Below are 21,177 nucleotides of genomic sequence, written 5' to 3'. Positions count from 1 at the left end.
CAATTTACGTGCAACAACGCTGATAGCCTCACAGATTTAAATGTTACTTTTGCGCTCAAAGCAATTTATATGTAACTGTTTTTATATCTTGGCGATATGCCTCCAAAAAATCACAGAAAATATATTCGAAGCCTAACCATTTACTGACATCCAATCACACCGGAATAAGGGATTACATGGAGTTTTCCGTTCGACGCTTCATTGTTTCAGCCAAAGAGCTTTGGAGTGCTAAACGACATGCCGCAAGCTTCAGTGCGACTCGAGCGACGTATTTACGATCCCGCATTATTGCGCTCTGCTACACCTGGTCTCTGCTGTTGTTGGCTTGGACACCTGTTGATCTCCTTTTTGTTGACGCGCCTAGCGACACCCTTTTCCTACTGCGTTTGGCACTGATCGCTAGCCTGATGGCGATAGTCAGAGGCCTGCGGAGTCACAACTCGCTCAGAGCATGCCGAATTGCCCTCGCGGCGATTGTTCTTTGCATGAACGTATTTTATTTGGCCGCTAACCATGTATTGGGCTACCCGCATTCCATTCATAACATCACATATTGCTATACCCTCTTGCCCTTTGTTCAAATCGTCATGCTGACCATATTTCCGCTGACGATTCGTGAGTCGGTGAATCTCATGATTGCCACCGCGCTGACTCAGGTTTATGTCGATATTCAAAGCGGCGCATTGCTGACATTGGATACATTTGCGCTGTACTGGATTCAAACTGTCATTGGCATCATTGTTATTTGGGCGCAAACCTCAAAGCTTCATATGATGATGCGTTTGTATCGACATGCGACCTTAGACCCTCTCACGGGTGTCTATAACCGTCGAATGCTCCTCACACTGGCTAAACGTGATTTTGAAAACACCCGAACGAAGTCGCGCCCTTATTCTGTCCTGCTAATGGATTTGGACCGATTTAAACGCGTAAATGACAGATACGGTCACTTTGCGGGAGACATGGTGTTAAAGGCGTTCACCACCGCCGTCCAATCCGCCCTCCGAAAATCCGATATTTTTGGTCGCTATGGCGGCGAAGAATTTATTTTGTTCTTACCTAAATGCAGCGCGGAACAAGCGCGAATGGTTGCTGAACGTATTATGGAAAATGTGCGGGAACTTGAAGTGAGATTAGAAGGACTCGCGAAGCCGATTGAGGTAACCACATCCATTGGCATCAGTACCAGTTTGTCGAAAGACGATAACTTCTCATCACTGCTCGAAAAAGCGGACTTGGCCCTTTATCACGCAAAAAATAACGGCCGCGATTGCAGCCGTGATTATGAAGAGTGCGACAAATGTGTGGACGAAAACAGCAAACGTCCGTGGCTTGAGTTTGCTAACTAGATACGAATGTTTTGCTCAGCGGCAATATCAACTTTGTTTTTGACGTTGAGCAAATGAATAAGAAAAAAGGTCAAAATACCGAGCGTTACCGCTCCCATGGTTACCGCTGTCCAACCACCGTGTTCCCAACAGCCGATTAAGTAGAACCCACCAAGACTGCCACCGATGTAATAGTGAACAAGGTAAAGTGCAGTTGCCGCCGCTTTCGCTTGTTTGGCTTTTCGGCTTACCCAGCCGTAGGCCAGAGAATGGGTAAAGAATGCCCCTCCGCTGACAATCAAAAGCCCCAAAACGACCGTCATTTCAGATTCAATTGCTGACACCAGTACACCGAGTAAAGTGATGCTGGTACCGAGATACATGCCAGATATCGGTGAATAGCGATTCGCCCAACGACCACTCAAGCGCGATGAAAATGTGCCTGCTAAATAACAAATGAAAATAGCAGACGCGATGCTTACAGGCAGATAGAACGGTGCTTCGAGCAATCTAAACGTCGTTACGGAATAGATGTTTACAAACAGGGCAAAGTTAAGGCCGCCAATCACCATCGCCACCCATAGAACAGGTGTTCGAAGGTGCGTCACAATCGATTTAGTTTGGTTGAACAAAGACGTCTTGGTGGGTTTGAAGTGCTGTTGTTTTGGTAAAAGCATGTAGACGAATGCGCCGCCGATTGTGGTAAAAATAGCCATTGCTATGACAGCACCATGCCATCCGATAAATTCCGACATGAAACCGCCAGACAAGCGCCCGACTATGCCGCCCAAGGAGTTCGCGCTGATGTAACCACCAACAGCAACGACCAGCGCGGTTGGGCTGAATTCATCAGCCATGTATGCCACAGCAACAGCCACAAACCCTGCAAGTGCAATCCCCATCAGCCCACGAAGGGCAACTAATCCCCAAAAGGAGGACAAAAACAGGGAGAGAAAGCCAACAAGGGGCATCATGATCAGACTAACAGTAATCACTGGACGGCGACCAAAGCGTTCCGACAATAATGCCCAAGGCAGCATACTCACGGACAAGCCCAAGGTAGACGCAGCCAACAACCAATTCACTTTGGTTGCTGACACACTGTAGCTCTCGGCAAAGATGGGCAGCATGGGCTGGAACAGATAGAGATTGCAAAACACCAAAAACGAGCCAAACGCTAAGGCAAATGCGGCTCGTCGATATTCTGGTGTACTTAATTCAATCATTCTCTTACTGCTCAATAAGATCGGGGAATAATTAAAAAGTAACAGCCGTTCTTTGATAAAAGAAGTATATTAATTTTATCGCTTCGAGATCTTTTTGATCTAGTTGAAAGGAATGCTTCTCATGGATTTACGTCAACTTCGCTATTTTTTGGCTGTTGCTGAACAGCGCAATTTCACAAAGGCCGCCAAGCTCCTTCACATCGCACAACCCGCTCTGAGTGTTGCCATTAAAAAGCTTGAAAGTAGCGTGGGCTTACCCCTTTTTGACCGCAATGAAAAACAAGTTCACCTCACCCACGAAGGCGAAGTCCTGCAAGTGCATGCGCAGCGCATTCTCCAGCAGGTCGAGGATGCCAACATGGCCATGGCAGAGTTACGAGGATTGCAAAAAGGTGAAGTACGCGTCGGCGTTCCTGGCATGCTCGGTTCCTACTTCTTTCCCTCCATATTGATGGGTTTTAAATCTCAATACCCTGATCTAAAACTCATCGTGGTGGAAGCGGGTACCCAATCTATTCGGCAAATGTTGTTAGATGGCGAACTCGACATCGGCGTTATCCACAATCGGGATGTGCCATCAGCACTTGAAACGCGGCACCTTATCACGTCACAGATGGTCGCTGTGACGTCTCAAGACCACCCCTTGGCAGAGAACAAGTCCATCAGCTTTCGTGCGTTTTTCGACGAAGAATTGGTGATGTTTAAAAAAGGGTACTTCCACCGCGAGTTTATCGATCGGATCTGCGCAGAACACAACATCGAACCACACCTATCCTTTGAAACCAACTTACTTGCGATGATTTTGAACATTGTCAGACACGGTTTCGCCATTACCGCTCTTTTGGAGTTGGTTACCGAACATGAACCCGGATTGGTAGCCATACCCTTTGAAGAACCTGTAACGTTAGATATTGCTATGGCATGGCGTAAGCAAGGCTATCTCTCTCTCGCCGACCGAGCCTTTATCGATTTTGTGCAACGCAACAAATAGGACATTTAGTGAACACGTTTTCAATCGGCAACCCGAATGCCACGTTCAATGTGTATGTAGAGAAACCCGCTCCCCTTGCCGAGCTCACAGGGGTCGAGCCTGACTTCGGCTCTGTGACGCCATTGAAGAATGGGGATATTAAGGCATTGGGAGATTTGGGCGGTAATGGTTGGCGTAAAGTGTTTAATGTATACGCCAAGCTTTTGTTCGCACTTGATTCAACCTCTAGATGGTTCCCTTCGGGTTACACCAGTTGGCAGGCATTTCGTGACGAAGCATTACTGCAAACCCATTCGGACTTTGCCATTCATTTCAGCAACATAGCTATCGACCAAACCGATAAACAAGGCACAATTCATATCATTGCAGGAAGAACACATGCAATGCACTCTGGCATTGCCGAACAATGCGTTTGGATGAATCAGGAATTCGCCAGACACCCGACAAAACCTATTCTGGTTTGTCCTTATTTTGACTATCGCCAGCTCTCAAACGTGAAGATTGAGTATCTCGTCAACCTCATTTCATCGATTGAAAATTGCTGAATGTCAATTGTATGCAAGATACCGATTTCATATCTGTTGATTTTAAAAGTTACTTGTTAGGATAGGGTTATTAATTAGATAAAACATCGCTTTATGGCGAACATTCTACGGATGGAAACATAATGAATAAGAATGGCATTATCACATGCTTGGCCCTCCTTCCCTTTTGCGCTTCTGCTGGCCTCGCTGAGAGAGGTGGTTTATCCGGTGAAATTTCTGTGCTGGGAGGTGTCGCCTCGACAGATTCCAACTTGTCCACCAATGCCAGCGAAACCAAGTCTGGAACCCTGAACAGTGAGGGAAATCGCGAGACCGATGCGATTTTCGGGCCACTGGGCAGCTTGAAATTCACCTTTGGCCAAAACCTCGATAAGCAAATCTTCGCAGGTACATCGCGTGAAGATATTGCGATCGGTATCGTCGCGTTGGAAGTCGGCTACAAACAAGAATTGGCGTCAGGTACCCAAGTATCCCTGTCATACTTACCAACACTCTTAGCAGAGGATGTGTGGGCAGACCCTTTCCTTACTGGTTCTCCGCGAACTGAAACCGAAAAGACAGGTAATGCTTACCGATTGCAGTTCAGCCGTATTAGTGGCTCTCCGTTTGCGCTGGACATGGCTTACGCACAAACGGAATTCGACAACGAGCAAAGTGGCTCAAGCCTCGGTTTGACGAGCCAGCAGCAAGAAACTCTCGATCGTGAAGGTGACAGCTTCTACACCAAACTCAGCTATCGTCAGTTTTTAGGTGCGGGATTGGGTGTGACACCAGCGTTTGTGTACCTCAAGCACGATGCGGATGGTGATGCAATGTCCCACCAAACGTACGGCGGTGAGCTCACTTACTTCAGTTTCTTGGGTAGAAACAAAATCGTATTAACAGGTAGCTTCAACTACCGCGGCTACGATGCGGTTAACCCGGCGTTTGGCATTGAACGTACAGACAGAGAATACAGTGCTTTCTTGGCGTATGAATACGCACATTTATTCGAGATCCATCCACTATCGCTTGTTTCACTCGCTGGTTACAGCCATATCGACTCGAATATCGATTTTTATAACGAAAGCCAATACCTACTTTCTTTGGGTGTAACCTACCGATTCTAAGTAAAAATGCCGCATTTCAATGAAATGCGGCACCTCTCTGTTAAAAACCTTGTAAAATTGCGGGTTTAATCCTTCTGGCTCTCGCTTGCTCAAGCCGCTATAATTGCCGCCTTGCGAGAAAGAGGTTAAAAAATGCGCAATTCTGTTACTCCAATAAACGAATACCAACCATACTGGGCTGAGTGCTACGGTACCGCTCCGTTCCTGCCGACCAGCAGAGAAGAGATGGACCAACTCGGTTGGGATAGCTGTGACATCATCATTGTCACTGGCGACGCATATGTCGATCACCCAAGCTTTGGTATGGCGGTCATCGGTCGTGTACTGGAAGCGCAAGGTTTCCGCGTCGGTATTATCGCTCAGCCAGATTGGCAAGATAAAAGTGCATTTATGGCACTCGGCCAACCTAACCTCTTTTTCGGCGTGACCGCGGGTAACATGGACTCCATGATCAACCGCTACACCGCTGACAGAAAACCACGTCACGATGACGCATACACACCTGGCAACGAAGGCGGCAAACGCCCAGATCGCGCCGTGTTGTTGTACTCCCAACGTTGTCGTGAAGCATACAAAGAAACGCCGATTGTACTGGGCGGCATTGAAGCTAGCCTTCGTCGTCTCGCGCATTACGATTACTGGTCAGACAAAGTACGTCGTTCAGTGCTTTGCGATGCCAAAGCTGACATTTTGTTGTTTGGTAACGCTGAGCGTGCGCTGATTGACGTTGCTCATCGCCTTTCTCGTGGTGAAAGTGTTAGCACCATGACGCGTATTCCGGGCACAGCTGTCATGCTGAAAAGTGCACCGGAAGAAATGACAGAGATCGACAGTTCGCGTATTGATAAACCAGGCAAAGCCATGGCAATGCCGAACCCTTACGCGACAGAATCTGCATGTGCAACCAGCAAAGAAGAGAAAGCGGCAAAACCTGTGATGGTTCACCCGTCTCGCCATGACGCAGAAAACAGCTATGTGCGTATCCCTTCTTTCGAAAAGTTGGTAAACGACCGCATTCTTTATGCGCACGCTAGCCGCGTCATGCACTTGGAAACCAACCCGTATTCGGCACGTGCGTTGATTCAAAAACACGGCGAGCGTGAACTATGGGTCAACACACCGCCTATTCCACTCACAACAGAAGAGATGGACTACGTGTTTGGTCTCCCATTTGCACGTGTACCGCACCCTCGTTACGGCGATGCAAAAATTCCTGCGTATGAAATGATCAAGACCTCGGTCAACATCATGCGTGGTTGTTTTGGTGGTTGTTCTTTCTGTTCTATCACAGAGCATGAAGGTCGTATCATCCAGAACCGTTCTCAGGAATCTATCCTGAGCGAAATTAAAGAAATCAAAGAGAAAGTGCCGGGCTTTACGGGCGTTATTTCAGACTTGGGCGGTCCAACGGCAAACATGTACCGTCTGGGCTGTTCAGATCCGCGTGCAGAAAAGAACTGTCGTCGCCCTTCTTGTGTGTTCCCGAAAATCTGTGAAAAGCTGAACACCAACCACGAACATACGATTGATTTGTATCGTGAAGTTCGCGGTATGCAAGGTGTGAAGAAAGTCGTTATCGCATCTGGCGTGCGTTACGATCTGGCGATCGAATCACCAGAATACGTCAAAGAGTTGGTGACTCACCACGTAGGTGGCTATTTGAAGATCGCACCAGAGCATACCGAAAAAGGTACGCTGGATCTGATGATGAAGCCGGGTATGGGCACGTACCACCGCTTTAAAGAGCTGTTTGAGAAATACTCGAAAGAAGCCGGTAAGAAGCAGTACCTGATCCCTTACTTCATCGCAGCACACCCAGGTTGTACCGATGAAGACATGATGAATCTGGCTCTGTGGTTGAAAGAAAACGACTTCCGTTGTGATCAGGTACAGAACTTCTACCCATCGCCAATGTGTAACGCGACCGCGATGTATCACGCTGAAACGAACCCGCTTAAGCGCGTTAAATACAAGAAGCGTGAAGACCTGTTTGTTGCGAAAGGTGAACGTCAGCGTCGTCTGCACAAAGCATTCCTTCGCTACCACGATCCAGCAAACTGGCCGTTACTGCGTGAAGCGTTGACTGACATGGGTAAACGCCACCTGATTGGCGATCGTCCTGGTTGTTTGGTACCGCGCGAAGGCAGCGAAGAAGAAATGATGACACAAGCACAGCGTCGTGGTTCAAGCCGTCACGGTGCAAAACGCTTTGCTACCAAGCACCCTAACCAACCGGATATCCGTAAGCCGCAACAACGCAGCAAAAACGGCAAGCCGTCTGGAAATGGGTCTGCGAACACCAATGGCAAAGGCAAACCAGCAATGAACAAGGGCGGTAAGCCAAAAACTTCCAACGGCGGCAATAAGCCGATGGGTGGAAGCAAACCAATGGGCGGAGGCAAAAAACGTCCATCTGGCAGTCGTAACCGACCAGCCGCACGCTAAGAAAACGAAAAAGCGAACCAAACGGTTCGCTTTTTTATTGCCTGTTCTGGCTTCCAGAGATAAGTGTCAGCTAACGCAAAAGCTCAGAGACGACCAGCACCAGAAACGCAATGCCAGCAACCACACCCATTCCTACTACCACTTTCTTCTGTGATTTCTCATCAAGGAACTTAGCCGCTAGAAATCCTAGAACGATGAGTGCCACGATCACTGCAATCTTTACCATCATCCTCTCCTAACCAAGCAACGCATTGATTATTAAACGGTATCACATCGCGAGCCTATACGCGACTAAAGCGCAATCCAACTGCAATGTGACACATAGCATTTACTCCCAGTCTTAACTACGTTTGGCGGCCTGTGGAAGGATTACCTACCCTAAAAGCAAAGGCTTATGTTTGATGGTAGTCCGCGTTATCGTGAGCATAGCTCACACGGCATTAAAACAGGCTTCTGGATTAAAACTATAAAAGGAAGAAATTGTTATGTTGAAAAAGCTAACAGCAGAATTTATCGGCACCTTTTGGTTAGTGCTTGGTGGTTGTGGCAGCGCAGTGTTTGCCGCAGGCTTTCCAGAGCTGGGCATTGGTTTTCTGGGTGTCGCCTTCGCCTTTGGTTTAACGGTACTGACCATGGCTTACGCCATTGGACACATCTCCGGTTGTCACCTCAACCCTGCCGTGTCCATCGGCCTTTGGCAGGTGGTCGCTTCTCTACAGGGGAGCTTCTGCCTTACATTGTCGCCCAAGTTGCAGGTGCTATTCTCGGTGCCTTCACCGTGTATATCATTGCAAGCGGTCAGCCGGGCTTTGATCTCGCGGCAAGCGGACTCGCCTCAAATGGCTATGGCGAACACTCGCCGGGTGGCTATAGCATGCAGGCAGGTTTTATCACTGAAGTGGTGATGACGTTTATGTTCCTTATCGTCATCCTTGGTGCAACGCATCACCTTGCTAACCCTGGCTTTGCGGGCCTAGCAATTGGTCTGTCACTGACACTGATCCACCTTATCAGTATTCCAGTCACCAACACCTCGGTGAATCCAGCACGAAGCACAGGCCCCGCATTGATTGTGGGTGACTGGGCTATCGGACAGCTTTGGATGTTCTGGGTAGCCCCCATCATTGGTGCTCTCATCGCTGGTGCTGTTTATCGTTGGTTGAGTCCTAACGAAGAATAAAAGCAAAAGCCCCGTTAATCGGGGCTTTTTTCTTTTTGGGGGAATACTCGTAGATTTACTCTTTCATCGGACAGCTCATCATCCAGCGAATACCAAACTTATCAGTCAGCATTCCAAAGCGAACATTCCAAAATGTGTAATCCAAGGGCATTACTACTTGCCCTTGTTCAGAGAGCGCGACAAACACCTGACTCTGTCTTTTTTCATCGTCAAAGCTAACGTGAAGTGCAACGTCTCCTGAACCTTGAGCGAGCGAGTCATCGACCCATCAGAGGCAAGAAATGACACCTCACGCGATACGAACTCTGCATGCATGACACGATCGAGAATGTGCTGCTGAAACTCGACAGGAGAATCGTTGAACGTCTGCAGCGTCACGATTTCACCGTCAAAAGCCTGTTTGTAAAAACTCAACGCCTCTCTACACAATCCGTGAAACGTAATATGCGGCTGAAGCTTACTCATAGAGACCGCTCCTTGTTGGTATTGAGATATGAGTAAGACTATCAGGCGATATTTTTTGTCTCGCCTAACAATTAAGACGCGCCGCAGGTTGTTTCATCACGGTCTAAAAGAAAAAAGGAAGCGACTCGCTCGCTTCCTTTTGTATTACGCTGATTTTCTTAGGCAAACTTCAGAAGAATTTGCACAGGGTGGAAGAGTTTCTGGTGTTCAAAGCGCTTCACTTGGCTTCGACAAGAGTAGCCTGTCGCCATACAACGGGAAATTGGCAATGATTCCAATCGAGGCTTCCAGCTTAAACCGTAGATGCCTTTAGAGTTCTCAAGCTTGTCAGATTCATGTCCGTATGTGCCCGCCATGCCACAACAACCGACAGGTACCGCCTCCATGCTCGCACCGAAATGGGTAAAGATTTTGCCCCATTCCGACTCTGCGTTTGGCATCTTGGTTTTTTCCGTACAGTGCGCCAGCAAAAACCATGCGTCTGAATCAGCATTTTTCTCACGTGCTGGCTGGTGTTTGATTTCTTCCATCAGCCACTCATGTGCGGTATTCACAACAAAATCGCCACGCTTATCGCCCAGTATCTCGTTGTATTCATCGCGGTAACAAAGCACCAAAGCCGGATCTACACCCACCATAGGGATGTTCAAATCAGCAACTTGGTTCAAAAACTCTGACGTAGAGGCCGCTGTTTTCGCAAACTTCTTCAAGAAGCCTTTAATGTGTTGCGCTTTACCATTTGGCTTAAACGGCAACAGCATTGGTTTTTTACCCAGCTTTTCAATCAATGCAATGAAGTCTTTCACCACATCTGCTTCGTAAAAGCTGGTAAACGGGTCTTGAACAATCAGCACGTAGCGGCTGCGCTCTTCTTCACTTAGAGCTTGCAACCAAACCAAATCAAATTTGGTGGCATGGTGACCATCGAGCGATTCTTTGAGTGTCGGCACTGAAAGTGCTGGCGCATCCACGTAGCCAATGGCTTTCTGGGTGGCTTTTCTCGCCCACTTTGGCTCGATAAAAGCGTTAACGATAACCGGAGCTTTCGCCATCCAAGGCAGCATGGATTCAATGTTTGCCACCAAATAATCTTTGGCTGGTCGCTGATAACGGCTGTGGTAGAGATTGATAAAGCGCGAGCGGAAGCTCGGCACATCCACTTTAATCGGACACTGGGTCGCACAGGCCTTACACGCCAAACAGCCGTTCATGGCTTCCATGACTTCATGCGAAAAGTCATAGTCGTCTTTTTTCGCTGACCATGTATTTTTAAAGCGCGCAAAGATCTGACGAATCGTTGGAGTTTTCTCCATCAGCTCTTTTTCAAGCACCAGAGGATCAATCCCCTGCTCTGCGAGCAGACGTAACCACTCACGCACGATCCCCGCACGCCCCTTCGGCGAGTGACGGCGATCGTAAGAGATCTTCATCGATGGACACATTGGCGAACTGGTGTCGTAGTTAAAACACAAGCCATTGCCGTTACATTCCATCGCTTGTTTGAAACTGTCACGGATAGTCACTGGAATTTGGCGATCGTACTCTCCACGCTTTTTGTCTTCGACTTTCACCAACTCGTCAGCACTGTTTAGCGGCGTACAGATCTTGCCTGGGTTCATGCGGTTATCCGGGTCGAACGCGGCTTTGACTTTTCTCAGCTCGGCAAAAAGTTCATCGCCGAAGAACTCTGGACCGTATTCAGAGCGGAAACCTTTACCGTGCTCGCCCCACATCAAGCCGCCGTATTTCGCCACTAGCGCAACCACTTGGTCAGAAATGGTTTTCATCAATTTCTCTTGCTCAGGATCGCACATATCCAAAGCAGGACGGACGTGAAGCACACCCGCATCTACGTGACCAAACATGCCGTAGTTCAGCTTGTGGCTGTCGAGCAGTTCACGGAACTCGACAATAAAGTCCGCGAGGTTTTCTGGTGGTACACAGGTATCTTCAGCGAACGCGATAGGTTTCGCCGCACCTTTTGCGGCACCAAGCAGACCTACCGCTTTTTTGCGCATGTTGTAGATGCGGTTGATAGACGGAAGATCTGAACAAACCTGATAGCCGATAACGCCTTTGTCACCTGCTTCGACCAGCACATCAAGACGTTTGCAAAGAGCTTCTACTTGTTCAGTAACTTCTGTTTCATCATTGCCTGCAAACTCCACCATGTTGATGCCTTGCATGTCTTTGCCTGGCACATCTTTAAGGAGATCGCTTACCGTATTCCACACGATATCCTCGCGCGCAAGATTCAACACGCGTGAGTCAACCGTTTCCACCGACAGCGCATTCGCCTCCACCATGACGGGCGCACTGCGCAGCGCAGAATCGAAACTGTCGTATTTCACGTTGACCAGTGTGCGAGCCTTCGGAATCGGCGTAATGTTTAGCTTGGCTTCAGCGATGAAAGCCAATGAGCCTTCCGCGCCACAGAGCACACGCGCAATATCGAACTTATCTGCATCTGGCTGATAAGCATTTTTAAGGTCGTATCCCGTTAGAAAACGGTTGAGCGGTGGGAATTTGGCATCAATTTGTGCACGCTTGCTTTTACAAATCGCGGACACTTCTTTTAGAGCTGTTTCTGCAAACGTGGTTGGCGAAATCGCGTCGAGATCCACCATGTTCTGAGGCTCAGTATCCAGCACAGAACCATCGGCTAGAACCGCTTTCAAAGCCAGCACGTGATCAGACGTTTTACCGTAGCGCAGCGAGCCTTGGCCGGATGCATCTGTGTTGATCATGCCGCCAACGGTTGCGCGGTTACTGGTCGATAAATCTGGAGAGAAGAAGAAGCCGTGCGGTCTCAATGCATCATTCAACGCATCTTTTACCACACCAGACTGAACGCGAACCCACCCCTCTTCAGGATTGATTTCCAAAATCTTCTGCATGTGACGGGACATATCTACAACGATGTGTTGCGTCAAAGACTGACCGTTAGTCCCTGTGCCGCCACCGCGAGCGGAAAAGCGAATGCTCTGATACGTATCATCTTTACAGACTTCACCGAGCAGCGTTAAGTCCTCAACCGTCGTCGGGAACACCACAGCTTGCGGCAACATTTGATAGACAGAGTTATCCGTTGCGACGGCAAGTCGGCTAGCGTAGAAGGTTTCGACCTCGCCTTTAAAACCTTTGCTTTTCAGTGCGTCTAAAAATTGGCTTACGATGGGGTCAACAACAGATTGGTGGTTTAGTGCTGGTAACATCTTGCTCCCTGATGCCTCAATGTCGCCGTTGATCCTTACGGCTTTTGGCGAACTACAGATTTATTTTTATGATGAACACTTTACATCAGGTGTGACGGGCATCAAAGCGCAATCGATTACTTAACGAGCGAAAGCATTGGATTCTCAAGAAAAATAGGAGGCTGTTAACGAATGACTCGATAAGTCCCGCCTCCTCGTTCTACTTCCTTCTCACCGTTTTACATAGCGATAAAACAATCTTGGCAAGACCACCAGCAACCAAACAGAGATACTCCAGAGCGCGATGCAGTTCCATAGCACAATGATCTCGTTAATCGCGGTGTTTGCAGTCAGGTGCTTGTCGAGGTACATCAACGCAAAGATGCCGCCACTTGCGATCGCAAAGAAGGCAATTTTGTATCGTCGACGGACAGGCGAAATATAGACAGGAGAGACTTTTAACCAAATCAAGGCACAAAACGCACCCAGTGTCAGGCCGGACAGGTAGATTAGCTGAGGTTTGTGGATGATGCTGCCGATAACAGCCACAACGACAAAAGCCCCGCCCCAAAAACGCGTAGATGTCAGTACACGCGAGCGGTCTGCGAAACGCCAATCTTTGACTTTCAAAAGAGCGAATGCAGCCAAAACACCCAGCAAGATACTGATGATCATATCTGACGGGTAATGCTCGCCCAGCAAAAGTGCTTTCAAGGAGGATGCGCCGACCAAAACAACGCCGACAGCCGCTACCCAGAGACGTTTTTTAGGATATTTGTCCTCATCCCAAAACAGCCAAGCGCAAGAAAACGTGAACGTAGTCAGTGCCACCATAGAACTGGGCAAGGTAAACCCCAATACATCATGGTAAGTAAAATACGGGTCCACAGAGAGCGGTCTGGGCACATGAATCACAGTGGAAAGCATCAAGGTCACGGTCGCCAAGGTTAGCATGCCTGCACTGAAAATCAGCAATGCGCGATGGCCAAACAAGGTGCGAACAAGAGGTAACATCAGCAGGAAAAACAGCGGAGTAATAATGCTGCCTGTTAGCACCACAACGTTACCAAGCAAAGATGACAGGCCGCCATTGAAGGTCTTTGCCCGTAGCTTTTCCAACCACGCTAACTGTATATCGTAGAAAGCGGTCAGTTCACTGTGTGCATCGGGTGTCTGGCGAAATCGGCTGGGTTCAACAAACTTTACCCACTTATCAAACATCCACTTGTGCTCAGGGAAACGGTATTTCGCGCGCATCGCGCCATCGTCAGGCATTAACATGACACGTGTGACTTCTTTACCGAAATGGGGAGCATGCCAAGCGTAGATCTGACGTTGTCCATTGGCATCGTCGTAATATTCAGGTAGCCCCAGCACTTTGCAGGCATAAACGGCGGAATTGTAGGTTTGCGCGATTTTTTCCCCGACGTCGACGTTCAAACCTGTTTCTTCTAGCGTTTCTCTTTTTGCGGCTTCTTGCGGTGTTTCCTTTCCTATGATTGAGCCTCCAGGAATAGAAAGCTTCCCACTCAGTGCTTCTTCAATCATCAAAATATTGTTGTCATGATCCACGATCAAGCAGTCTGCCGCTTCAATCGGCAAGGTACTGTTGATGGCGTTTGTTGATGCCCAAGACGTAAAAGACGCCAAGCTAATCCATAAGATGGCAAGTATTCTCACTGTCCGTGTTCCTATCCAACTGTTCTGATGTCACCTGAGATGATCATCATTGATGCAGCACCTTGAGTGCTGTCATAATTCTCAAATACGCTCGTTTCATTGATTGAAGACATTCATGACAGACGCAACAGTCACCAATCCGCTTCCACCGCTTTACTATCTCGATAATTTTTATTCGATTTTGGATACTGTTTCGTCTCGTTATCCGGACTTGCTCACGCGAACTGAAAGTGAATGGATTGCCGCCTTTAAGGCTCTTGCTCAACCCGCCCAGCTTTTATTGGTTCGCATGCTTTCACGCAAAGGCAATTGGTTTCGCGAAGACAAGTTTAACTATCCAGAAATCCCTTCCATCGATGCCGCAATAAACGAACTGGCCACTTCAAGCTTAGTCTCTGTCACGAGCAGTCCAACCTTAGACGTGGCATTAGCCATTCACACCAAACCAGAATTGCTTCAACTGTTTGATTCACTGCCACTCAAAGCGTCGGCGAAAAAACCTGAGATTGTCGATGAAATAATGAGACATGCGGGTTCTTGCCCTGTGTTGCCTTATCGATGCATTGAGGTATCTCATGATGTGTTGCCCGTTTTCCTCTTGCTGTACTTTGGCAACTCCAGACAAAACCTGAGTGAGTTCGTGGTTAGCGACTTAGGGATTTACCACTACGAAACGGTTCCACTTAACATCAAAGACCGTCTGTTTAACGAAAGAAGCCAAATAGACGCTTGGCTCGCCCTCTCAAACCTTGCTGATGAATATTGGGAAACGGTTGAATCAAAACAGCGTGCGAAAGTAAGAGAATTGGTTTGCAGATTGCCTGAGCCTTTTGATTGGCCACCGCTAGCATACAAACGCAACAGGCTAGTGAACGCGGTTGCTCGCGACTTGGAGCGTTTAGGCGATATCGACGCTGCGGAGTTCCTGTTTGTAACCAGTGCATTGCCGCCAGCAAAAGAACGATTAGCACGCATGGCGTTGAGCCAAAACGACGTTGAAAAAGCCGCTGGATACGTGGCTGACATGCTGGCATCACCTTACAACGAAGAAGAGAAGGAAATTGCAGAAAGACTGGCGCGACAACTATCAAAGAAAGGTGCCATAGACGCCCCAGCAAAAACTAAAAACGTATTCGAGGAAGAGTGCGTCGCCTTAACGCTTACTCAACGCGTCGAAATGATCAGTGCCGACTATTATCGCGAACAAGGTTGGCAAGTGTGGTATTGCGAAAATCTGGTGTTGAATGCCCTGTTCGGGTTAGCTTTCTGGGACATCATTTTCTCACCAATATCCGGCGCGTTTCTCAACCCTTTTCAAAGAAGCCCGAAAGACATGTACCTGCCGGAGTTTATTGAAAGTAGAGAAGATGTTATCCAATCTCGACTTGCCGATATTCGAGAAAACACGGCATTCGTTCTAGACACTTATGAGCAAAAATATGGCCTGGCTAACGATTGGGTGTACTGGGACTATGTTGATAAAACGCTAATTTCAGCTGCACTGAATACTCTATCGAATGACCAGCTTATCGCCTGCTTTGAACGCATTTTATTTGATAGGAAAAACAACCGGAGCGGTCATCCTGACCTCTTTATGACAAAAGACGGAAAGTGCCGCTTTGTTGAAATCAAAGGTCCGGGGGACAAACTTCAACATCACCAAATCCGTTGGCTCAACTTCTTTGTTGAGCAAGGCATTGATGCTCGCGTGCTGTATGTGAGTCAGCCCCAAGATTGATGCCCCGCAAGGTGCAAACACCCCATTCCGCCTTCCTTCTGAATCACTAATTTGTGCGCTTGGTTAATCGTAAGGCTTTGAACCCGTGCAAATTATCAAATTTAAGACATACTTAAATTCAAAGACGTTTTGCTTTTAACCTTTCCACAAACGGGTGTGGTTTTCGGAGTAAAAGATGAGCGATAACTTAAAACAGATTGTGTACATCAGCAGCGCAGAACATCCGTTTTCGGACGACGAATTGGAAACCATGCTCGGTGCCATTCGACAAAAAAATGAAGCCGCAGGCGTAACGGGCATGTTGCTCTATAAAGATGGCGACTTCATTCAAGTCATTGAGGGCGAAGAAGACATATTGGACCCATTGTTCAAGTCCATCTGTCAGGACAATCGACACTATGGTGTGGTCGAACTGATGCGAAAAACCATTATCGAGCGTCAGTTTAAAGACTGGAGCATGGGGTTTCATCATCTCAGAGAAGACGATCCTCGCTTGGAAGGCTTTATTCGTTTCTTTGATGACAACCCAGAACACGAAATCGACCCTGGTGAAGCGCTCAACTTGCTTCTGGTATTCAGAGAGTAAAAGGCCCAGCGACGCATTTCATCGAATACAGTAACCAGAGTGCTCTGGTTACTTTTCGAGCCTACTTACACTTTACGGATCGCCGTACCTACATCTAATTGTTCAAACCAATCCAAGAATTTGCCCACATTATCACCGGTAAAGATCCGTCCGTGCTGAGGGCACATCATTTGAATATCAAGTTGTCTTGCTCGACGAATCCAATCATTTTTGGCGTCATTGCTTGGCATCCATCGTTGATGGAAACCTTTCATCTTCGGAATATGCTCTTCGAAGTCGCCGACCTCTAGCGGCGCACCTTCCGCTTCTAACGCTGCTCCGACATCACCACTCATCAAGATCTTCGCAACCGGGTCATAAACATGAAAATTCCCTGAGGCATGCAAGTAATGCGCAGGTATAAAACGGATTTCTACGCCGTTTAACACAATGCAGCCGCCTTCATCGGCAATCGGGGCGTATTCGATATTTTGCATACCAAAGTGGCGAATAAACCCTTCCCACAACCAAGGCGCATGCAGCTTGGTGCCGTTAAGGGCGGAATCCCATAAGCCCAACGATGAAATAATGTCAGGGTCTTGGTGTGAGGCAAAAATGTGCTTTATCTGGTTAATCGGCACCTGCTTAACCACCGATGCAAGCATTGAGGAAAATATCTCAATACCACCCGGATCCATGAGTAATGCGTTGCCGGGAGAACGAATCATATATTGGTTGGTATCAATGATCTTTTCTGGCTTGGATTCATCACGACCAAACATGAACCATTGGTGGGTGTCCGATGAAAAGAGTTCGTGCGTTAACATATCCATCTTCCTTAAGGTGGATTCAATCAGTAAGCGTCGTCCGCAAGATCAAAACACAGCGAGCGTGAGACCATGATGTGTTGCTGAATTTTCTCTGCCGCATCAGAAACATTGTCTGCAACAACATTGAGTCCATCTTCGTACTCTTTTCCAGACTGAGACGCTTCCACACGAGACATCGCGGAAAGCACAGAAGCGGTTTTTATTTCTCTTGAGAGGCTTTCTAACAGGTCGGAAAGTTTGTCGACTTCTCGGTAAAATTGCCGTGTCACTTTTGCGTGATGCGCTTTCATGTCTCGCAGGGGATTGAGGATGCTTTCAACATGCTCACCGTCTTCAATAGCTTTAGCAGCTTTTGAGTAATACTCGATTGCACGTTCTAAACGTTCCAACTTCGTCGCTAATTCGCTGACTGTCACTGCTTTGAGGTTGATAATATCAGAGGTCTTCACCGTGCTGTCTGCCAGCATATCGATGAAATCTGTGATAGCGCGAAAGCCTGCCGCGCCTTGCCCCGCACGCAATGCCAGCGCTCTGGCATTACTTGCAGTGAGTGAGATGTTGTTGGCAATTTCCCTTGCCTTAAAAAGCTCCGCTGCCACGACTGCTGCTGTGACGAAATCACTTTCCGAGGTGAGTTCTGTCATTGCTTTTTGCTTCTATTAGGGACCGTCCCGACAGCGTAAATAACAAGGTCAGTCTGAGTGTATTGAAGTACCAGTCCAAATCGCTAATCTAGCTGATTTAAACGCGCACTACGCCTCTTTCCTTGGATTTTTGAATACGTATTTTGTGCCGTCGTAAATAAGCACTGAAAGTAAGCGTCGGCAGTTTGCTTTGCCTGGGTCGTCAAATACCATGCCGTACGTTTGCTTACCCCGTTTTTTACGTCCGTTCTTTATCGCACCGCTTAACGCATAGGTGTCGCCGTTTGCACTGTTGACCACTTCAAGCACGATGCGTTGGTCCACATCGAACTCTGGCGAAATAGCATCAAAGCTAAAACCACAGCCACCAGACGAAACATCTGTGAGTACCACTCGCAATTTACGGTTTGTTAACTGAATATCGCCCGGCAAACGCAACTCGTAGCGAATTTCGTTTCTGAGCAGAACCAGCTTCGCTTGTTGCGGAACAGGAAAGACCAAAAGTTGCACGGGTCGGTAAATGACATGCTCAATACGGGTTCTGAACTTAATGAGTGCCCCTTCCCCTTGTTCCGAAATACCTTCGATGTCGACGTTGAACCCTTCCATAAAGAATTCTTCGTATTCCCCCTTGGACAATTTCGGCATAGTGAAGAAGATGTGTTGCTGGTCGTCAAAGCCGATAAAGTTTGCTTTGAAGTGCAGTCGTTGTCCCAATGGCGTAACGATATCTAGCGAAGCTTCGGTACCATGCTGGATAAAATCCATGGCTTGAAGCCCCATTACGACGCGTTCTTTTTGTTTCGCCGGCGGCTTTTTCATTTGCGTAGAATTCGTATTCATTTAACACCCTCGCCGGTAATGCACAGTCAAGATCGTCGGCACTCTGTGTTTGTCGCCACGATCGATGCGTTGGATTATGTCAGCATTATTTACATGCTCTAGTTGAGAAAACGCATCAAGTTATAGTTTTCGCATTAATAACGTATAGGCAAAAGATGACATTATTTCAATGTGATATGTTGATATAGTTCACTTAATCTGACACCCATTCTTCTCTATTCACACCGTTAAAAATTGCCATCAGAAAAAACAATAAAGTAAGAACATCAAACCAAAAATGTGACAAAGTTCATTTTTCGCAACAAGAGCTACACTTTAAAAGACCAGTCTATGAATATGTTGGGATGGTCTAGTGAAAACGTTAATTCAACTTCTCGCGCTTTCCTTTGTTGCATCACCGTTCACATTGCATGCATCCGATAACCTTGCCGTATCCTCCGAAGACAGTGCCATCAAGCAGAACCTTTCTTTACTGGGTTTTGCTAATGATTGGACGAAAACCGATAACGGAGAAATGCAGATTTTAGAAAGCGGCGGTATATATCTCGACGAGCAAGACTACTCTGCCATTTTGACGTTAAACCAAATGAGCGAAACCACGTTGCAAGCTTCACTCATGCAAGGCATTACCCTTTGTACAAAACTCGGCATGGCGGTAACGGGTCAACAATCTTCCCCTACTTTTAAAGCGTTTGGCTCATTAACTAAGCAAGCACTCAGTCAACCTAATGCACCTGCAACAGGCAGTTACTCTCCTTTTGAATATCGTGTGGTCATTACTGGAGAAATAGACACGCAAGCGTCATTTCAGTGTGGAATCAAGCGCCTGTGAAATTTTGAAATATACTAAAAACATCCAAGGTCTTAATCCTGAGACGCTCATTCACTAACAGGCAAGAGTCGAGATGCAAGAGCTAGCAGAGAACGAAAGCCGCCTTAAGCCGACGCGCGGCATACTCCACTATGTTGCCGCCGTTTGTGTCTTCACCCTATATGGTGCACGCGTCTGCCCTTTTCTCGATACGCTCCCCCCTGCTGTGCTCTTTATCCAGACTGCGACAGTGTTCATTCTGCTTTTTTTCGCAAGACAACTCATACGCGCTGTCACCCACCAAGAGGTGAACATGACAACCAACATGGGGATTTTTGCTTTAGCCGGTATTTGCCTGGCGGGATGGTACAACGCGCTTTATAACTTCCCGTTGGACAGCAACCTGAAAGTCATCTTTGGTTTCCTATTACTCGGCATTGTCATTAGTCTTGACCTCACCATTGCAAGCGTTCGCTATGAGGCCCCCCAGAAAACAACCATTGAAATGCCAAATAAGGTTGTACCTCTCGCCAAACAAGTGGGGTTTGGTGCCATGCTGCTGGTGATTATGGTTACCGTGCTTTTAGGTTTGGTGGTCACTAAAGATCTGCTCTGGCTTGTAGAACACACCGAACACAAGCCCGCCATCTCAGACATCGACAGCATCCTCAAAGAATTCGCTTACGTGTCAATTATTGTGCTCGCATATATCGCCGTCATCACTCAAAACGGTATTGCACTTATTCACAAGCAACTCCAAAAGCAAATTCACTCGATGACCAGCGCATGCAAGGGGGATTTCACACAACTGCTCCCCAACAATCATTCTGGTGAACTGGGCATTGTCGCTTACTACACCAACGTGTTACTTCAAGACCTTCAAACCAGCTACGATGAAATCAACAAAGCGCGAGATGCCACCATCATTGGTCTTTCTACATTGGCGGAAGTAAGAGACAACGAAACAGGCGCGCACATCCTTCGTACTCAGTGCTACGTCAAAGCACTCGCTATTCAGATGCGTAAAACCCCGAAATACGCCGAGTATTTGTCCGATGAAACCATCGACCTTCTCTACAAATCAGCCCCGTTACATGACGTTGGAAAAGTCGGTATTCCCGATGCCATTTTGCTGAAGCCTGGTAAACACACGGATGAAGAGTTCGAGATCATGAAAACGCACGCGCAATTGGGTGCTGATGCGCTTTCCATTACAGAGAAAAATGCGGACGGCATTGCTTTCTTGCAATTTGCCAAAGAAATTGCCGCAACCCACCACGAAAAATGGGACGGTTCAGGGTATCCGAAAGGGTTGGCTGGCGAAGACATTCCCCTGTCCGGCCGACTAATGGCGTTAGCAGACGTTTACGACGCGCTCATATCAAAGCGTGTTTACAAACCTGCTTTCAGCCACGAAAAGGCAAAAAGCATCATCTTGGAAGGCAATGGCACCCACTTCGACCCTGCCGTCGTGGATGCCTTCTTGGTGTGCGAGAAAGAGTTTACCGAGATAGCGGATAGGTATCGTGATAAAGAGGCGGATGCCGCCTAGTATCTTTCGATATCAACGCCAGTATCGCGGT

17 protein-coding genes and 1 pseudogene are annotated in these 21,177 nt (G+C 47.7%); 10 read left to right on the top strand and 8 right to left on the bottom strand.

The features are described 5' to 3' along the window. Positions 1–176 precede the first annotated feature (176 nt). Positions 177–1,349, top strand: a complete 1,173-nt coding sequence (locus ATN88_RS14820) for a GGDEF domain-containing protein (RefSeq protein WP_067417388.1) — start codon at positions 177–179, stop codon at positions 1,347–1,349. Here ATN88_RS14820 and ATN88_RS14815 read toward each other — a convergent pair. Beyond that, positions 1,346–2,554 (bottom strand): MFS transporter, encoded by a 1,209-nt coding sequence (locus ATN88_RS14815; protein ID WP_067417387.1) that lies wholly within the window; start codon positions 2,552–2,554, stop codon positions 1,346–1,348. The genes ATN88_RS14820 and ATN88_RS14815 overlap by 4 nt on opposite strands. Before the next feature lie 121 nt (positions 2,555–2,675). Here ATN88_RS14815 and ATN88_RS14810 point away from each other — a divergent pair, with 121 nt between their 5' ends. The 4 genes from ATN88_RS14810 to ATN88_RS14795 all read left to right on the top strand — a co-directional run bounded on the left by ATN88_RS14810 (position 2,676) and on the right by ATN88_RS14795 (position 7,644). Further along, positions 2,676–3,545: a LysR family transcriptional regulator gene (locus ATN88_RS14810; protein ID WP_067417384.1), complete on the top strand. Its 870-nt coding sequence runs from the start codon at positions 2,676–2,678 to the stop codon at positions 3,543–3,545. Positions 3,546–3,553: 8 nt separating this feature from the next. Then, on the top strand, positions 3,554–4,090 hold the full coding sequence (locus ATN88_RS14805; protein WP_067417381.1) for a DUF6942 family protein: 537 nt from the start codon (positions 3,554–3,556) through the stop codon (positions 4,088–4,090). A gap of 122 nt (positions 4,091–4,212) precedes the next feature. After that, positions 4,213–5,199 (top strand): DUF2860 domain-containing protein, encoded by a 987-nt coding sequence (locus ATN88_RS14800; protein WP_067417378.1) that lies wholly within the window; start codon positions 4,213–4,215, stop codon positions 5,197–5,199. 132 nt (positions 5,200–5,331) lie between these two features. Next, a complete protein-coding gene (locus ATN88_RS14795; protein WP_067417372.1) occupies positions 5,332–7,644 on the top strand; it encodes a YgiQ family radical SAM protein in 2,313 nt (770 codons plus the stop codon). Positions 7,645–7,714: 70 nt separating this feature from the next. On the opposite strand, the gene ATN88_RS26170 is transcribed toward ATN88_RS14795, so the two are convergent. Next, a complete protein-coding gene (locus tag ATN88_RS26170; protein WP_198158381.1) occupies positions 7,715–7,870 on the bottom strand; it encodes a hypothetical protein in 156 nt (51 codons plus the stop codon). Positions 7,871–8,129: 259 nt separating this feature from the next. Between ATN88_RS26170 and aqpZ the strand changes: the two are divergent. Next, positions 8,130–8,824 (top strand): annotated as a pseudogene (gene aqpZ, locus ATN88_RS14790) (aquaporin Z). Positions 8,825–8,977: 153 nt separating this feature from the next. Here the strand turns inward: aqpZ and ATN88_RS14785 are convergent. The 3 genes from ATN88_RS14785 to ATN88_RS14775 all read right to left on the bottom strand — a co-directional run bounded on the left by ATN88_RS14785 (position 8,978) and on the right by ATN88_RS14775 (position 14,163). Then, positions 8,978–9,289 carry a VOC family protein gene (locus tag ATN88_RS14785; protein ID WP_232313237.1) on the bottom strand — a complete coding sequence of 104 codons (312 nt, stop codon included), beginning with the start codon at positions 9,287–9,289 and terminating at the stop codon, positions 8,978–8,980. 158 nt (positions 9,290–9,447) lie between these two features. Next, on the bottom strand, positions 9,448–12,504 hold the full coding sequence (ydiJ, locus tag ATN88_RS14780; RefSeq protein ID WP_067417370.1) for a D-2-hydroxyglutarate dehydrogenase YdiJ: 3,057 nt from the start codon (positions 12,502–12,504) through the stop codon (positions 9,448–9,450). Positions 12,505–12,714: 210 nt separating this feature from the next. After that, positions 12,715–14,163 (bottom strand): bifunctional NUDIX hydrolase/phosphatase PAP2 family protein, encoded by a 1,449-nt coding sequence (locus tag ATN88_RS14775; protein ID WP_067417368.1) that lies wholly within the window; start codon positions 14,161–14,163, stop codon positions 12,715–12,717. A gap of 115 nt (positions 14,164–14,278) precedes the next feature. On the opposite strand from ATN88_RS14775, the gene ATN88_RS14770 reads away from it, so the two are divergent. After that, a complete protein-coding gene (locus ATN88_RS14770; RefSeq protein ID WP_067417364.1) occupies positions 14,279–15,901 on the top strand; it encodes a VRR-NUC domain-containing protein in 1,623 nt (540 codons plus the stop codon). Positions 15,902–16,076: 175 nt separating this feature from the next. Further along, complete coding sequence (locus ATN88_RS14765) at positions 16,077–16,487, top strand: BLUF domain-containing protein (RefSeq protein ID WP_067417361.1); 411 nt, start codon at positions 16,077–16,079, stop codon at positions 16,485–16,487. Positions 16,488–16,552: 65 nt separating this feature from the next. Here the strand turns inward: ATN88_RS14765 and ATN88_RS14760 are convergent, their stop codons facing one another. The 3 genes from ATN88_RS14760 to ATN88_RS14750 all read right to left on the bottom strand — a co-directional run bounded on the left by ATN88_RS14760 (position 16,553) and on the right by ATN88_RS14750 (position 18,783). Then, entirely contained in the window at positions 16,553–17,293 is a 741-nt protein-coding gene (locus tag ATN88_RS14760) for an oxygen-binding di-iron domain-containing protein (protein ID WP_067417358.1), read from the bottom strand. A 26-nt stretch (positions 17,294–17,319) separates the two neighbouring features. Further along, positions 17,320–17,940, bottom strand: a complete 621-nt coding sequence (locus ATN88_RS14755) for a chemotaxis protein (RefSeq protein ID WP_067417352.1) — start codon at positions 17,938–17,940, stop codon at positions 17,320–17,322. A 108-nt stretch (positions 17,941–18,048) separates the two neighbouring features. Continuing rightward, a complete protein-coding gene (locus ATN88_RS14750) occupies positions 18,049–18,783 on the bottom strand; it encodes a PilZ domain-containing protein (protein ID WP_067417350.1) in 735 nt (244 codons plus the stop codon). Positions 18,784–19,135: 352 nt separating this feature from the next. Between ATN88_RS14750 and ATN88_RS14745 the strand changes: the two genes are divergently transcribed. Beyond that, a complete protein-coding gene (locus ATN88_RS14745; RefSeq protein ID WP_067417349.1) occupies positions 19,136–19,615 on the top strand; it encodes a hypothetical protein in 480 nt (159 codons plus the stop codon). A 73-nt stretch (positions 19,616–19,688) separates the two neighbouring features. After that, complete coding sequence (locus tag ATN88_RS14740) at positions 19,689–21,146, top strand: HD-GYP domain-containing protein (RefSeq protein WP_067417348.1); 1,458 nt, start codon at positions 19,689–19,691, stop codon at positions 21,144–21,146. The last annotated feature ends 31 nt before the right edge of the window (positions 21,147–21,177 follow it).

Origin of the sequence: Enterovibrio coralii (assembly GCF_001559595.1) — a bacterium.
In the GTDB taxonomy this organism is placed as follows: Bacteria; Pseudomonadota; Gammaproteobacteria; order Enterobacterales; family Vibrionaceae; genus Enterovibrio; species Enterovibrio coralii.
Note: the sequence above shows the minus strand (reverse complement) of the source record. Positions and strands in the feature narration are given on the sequence as shown.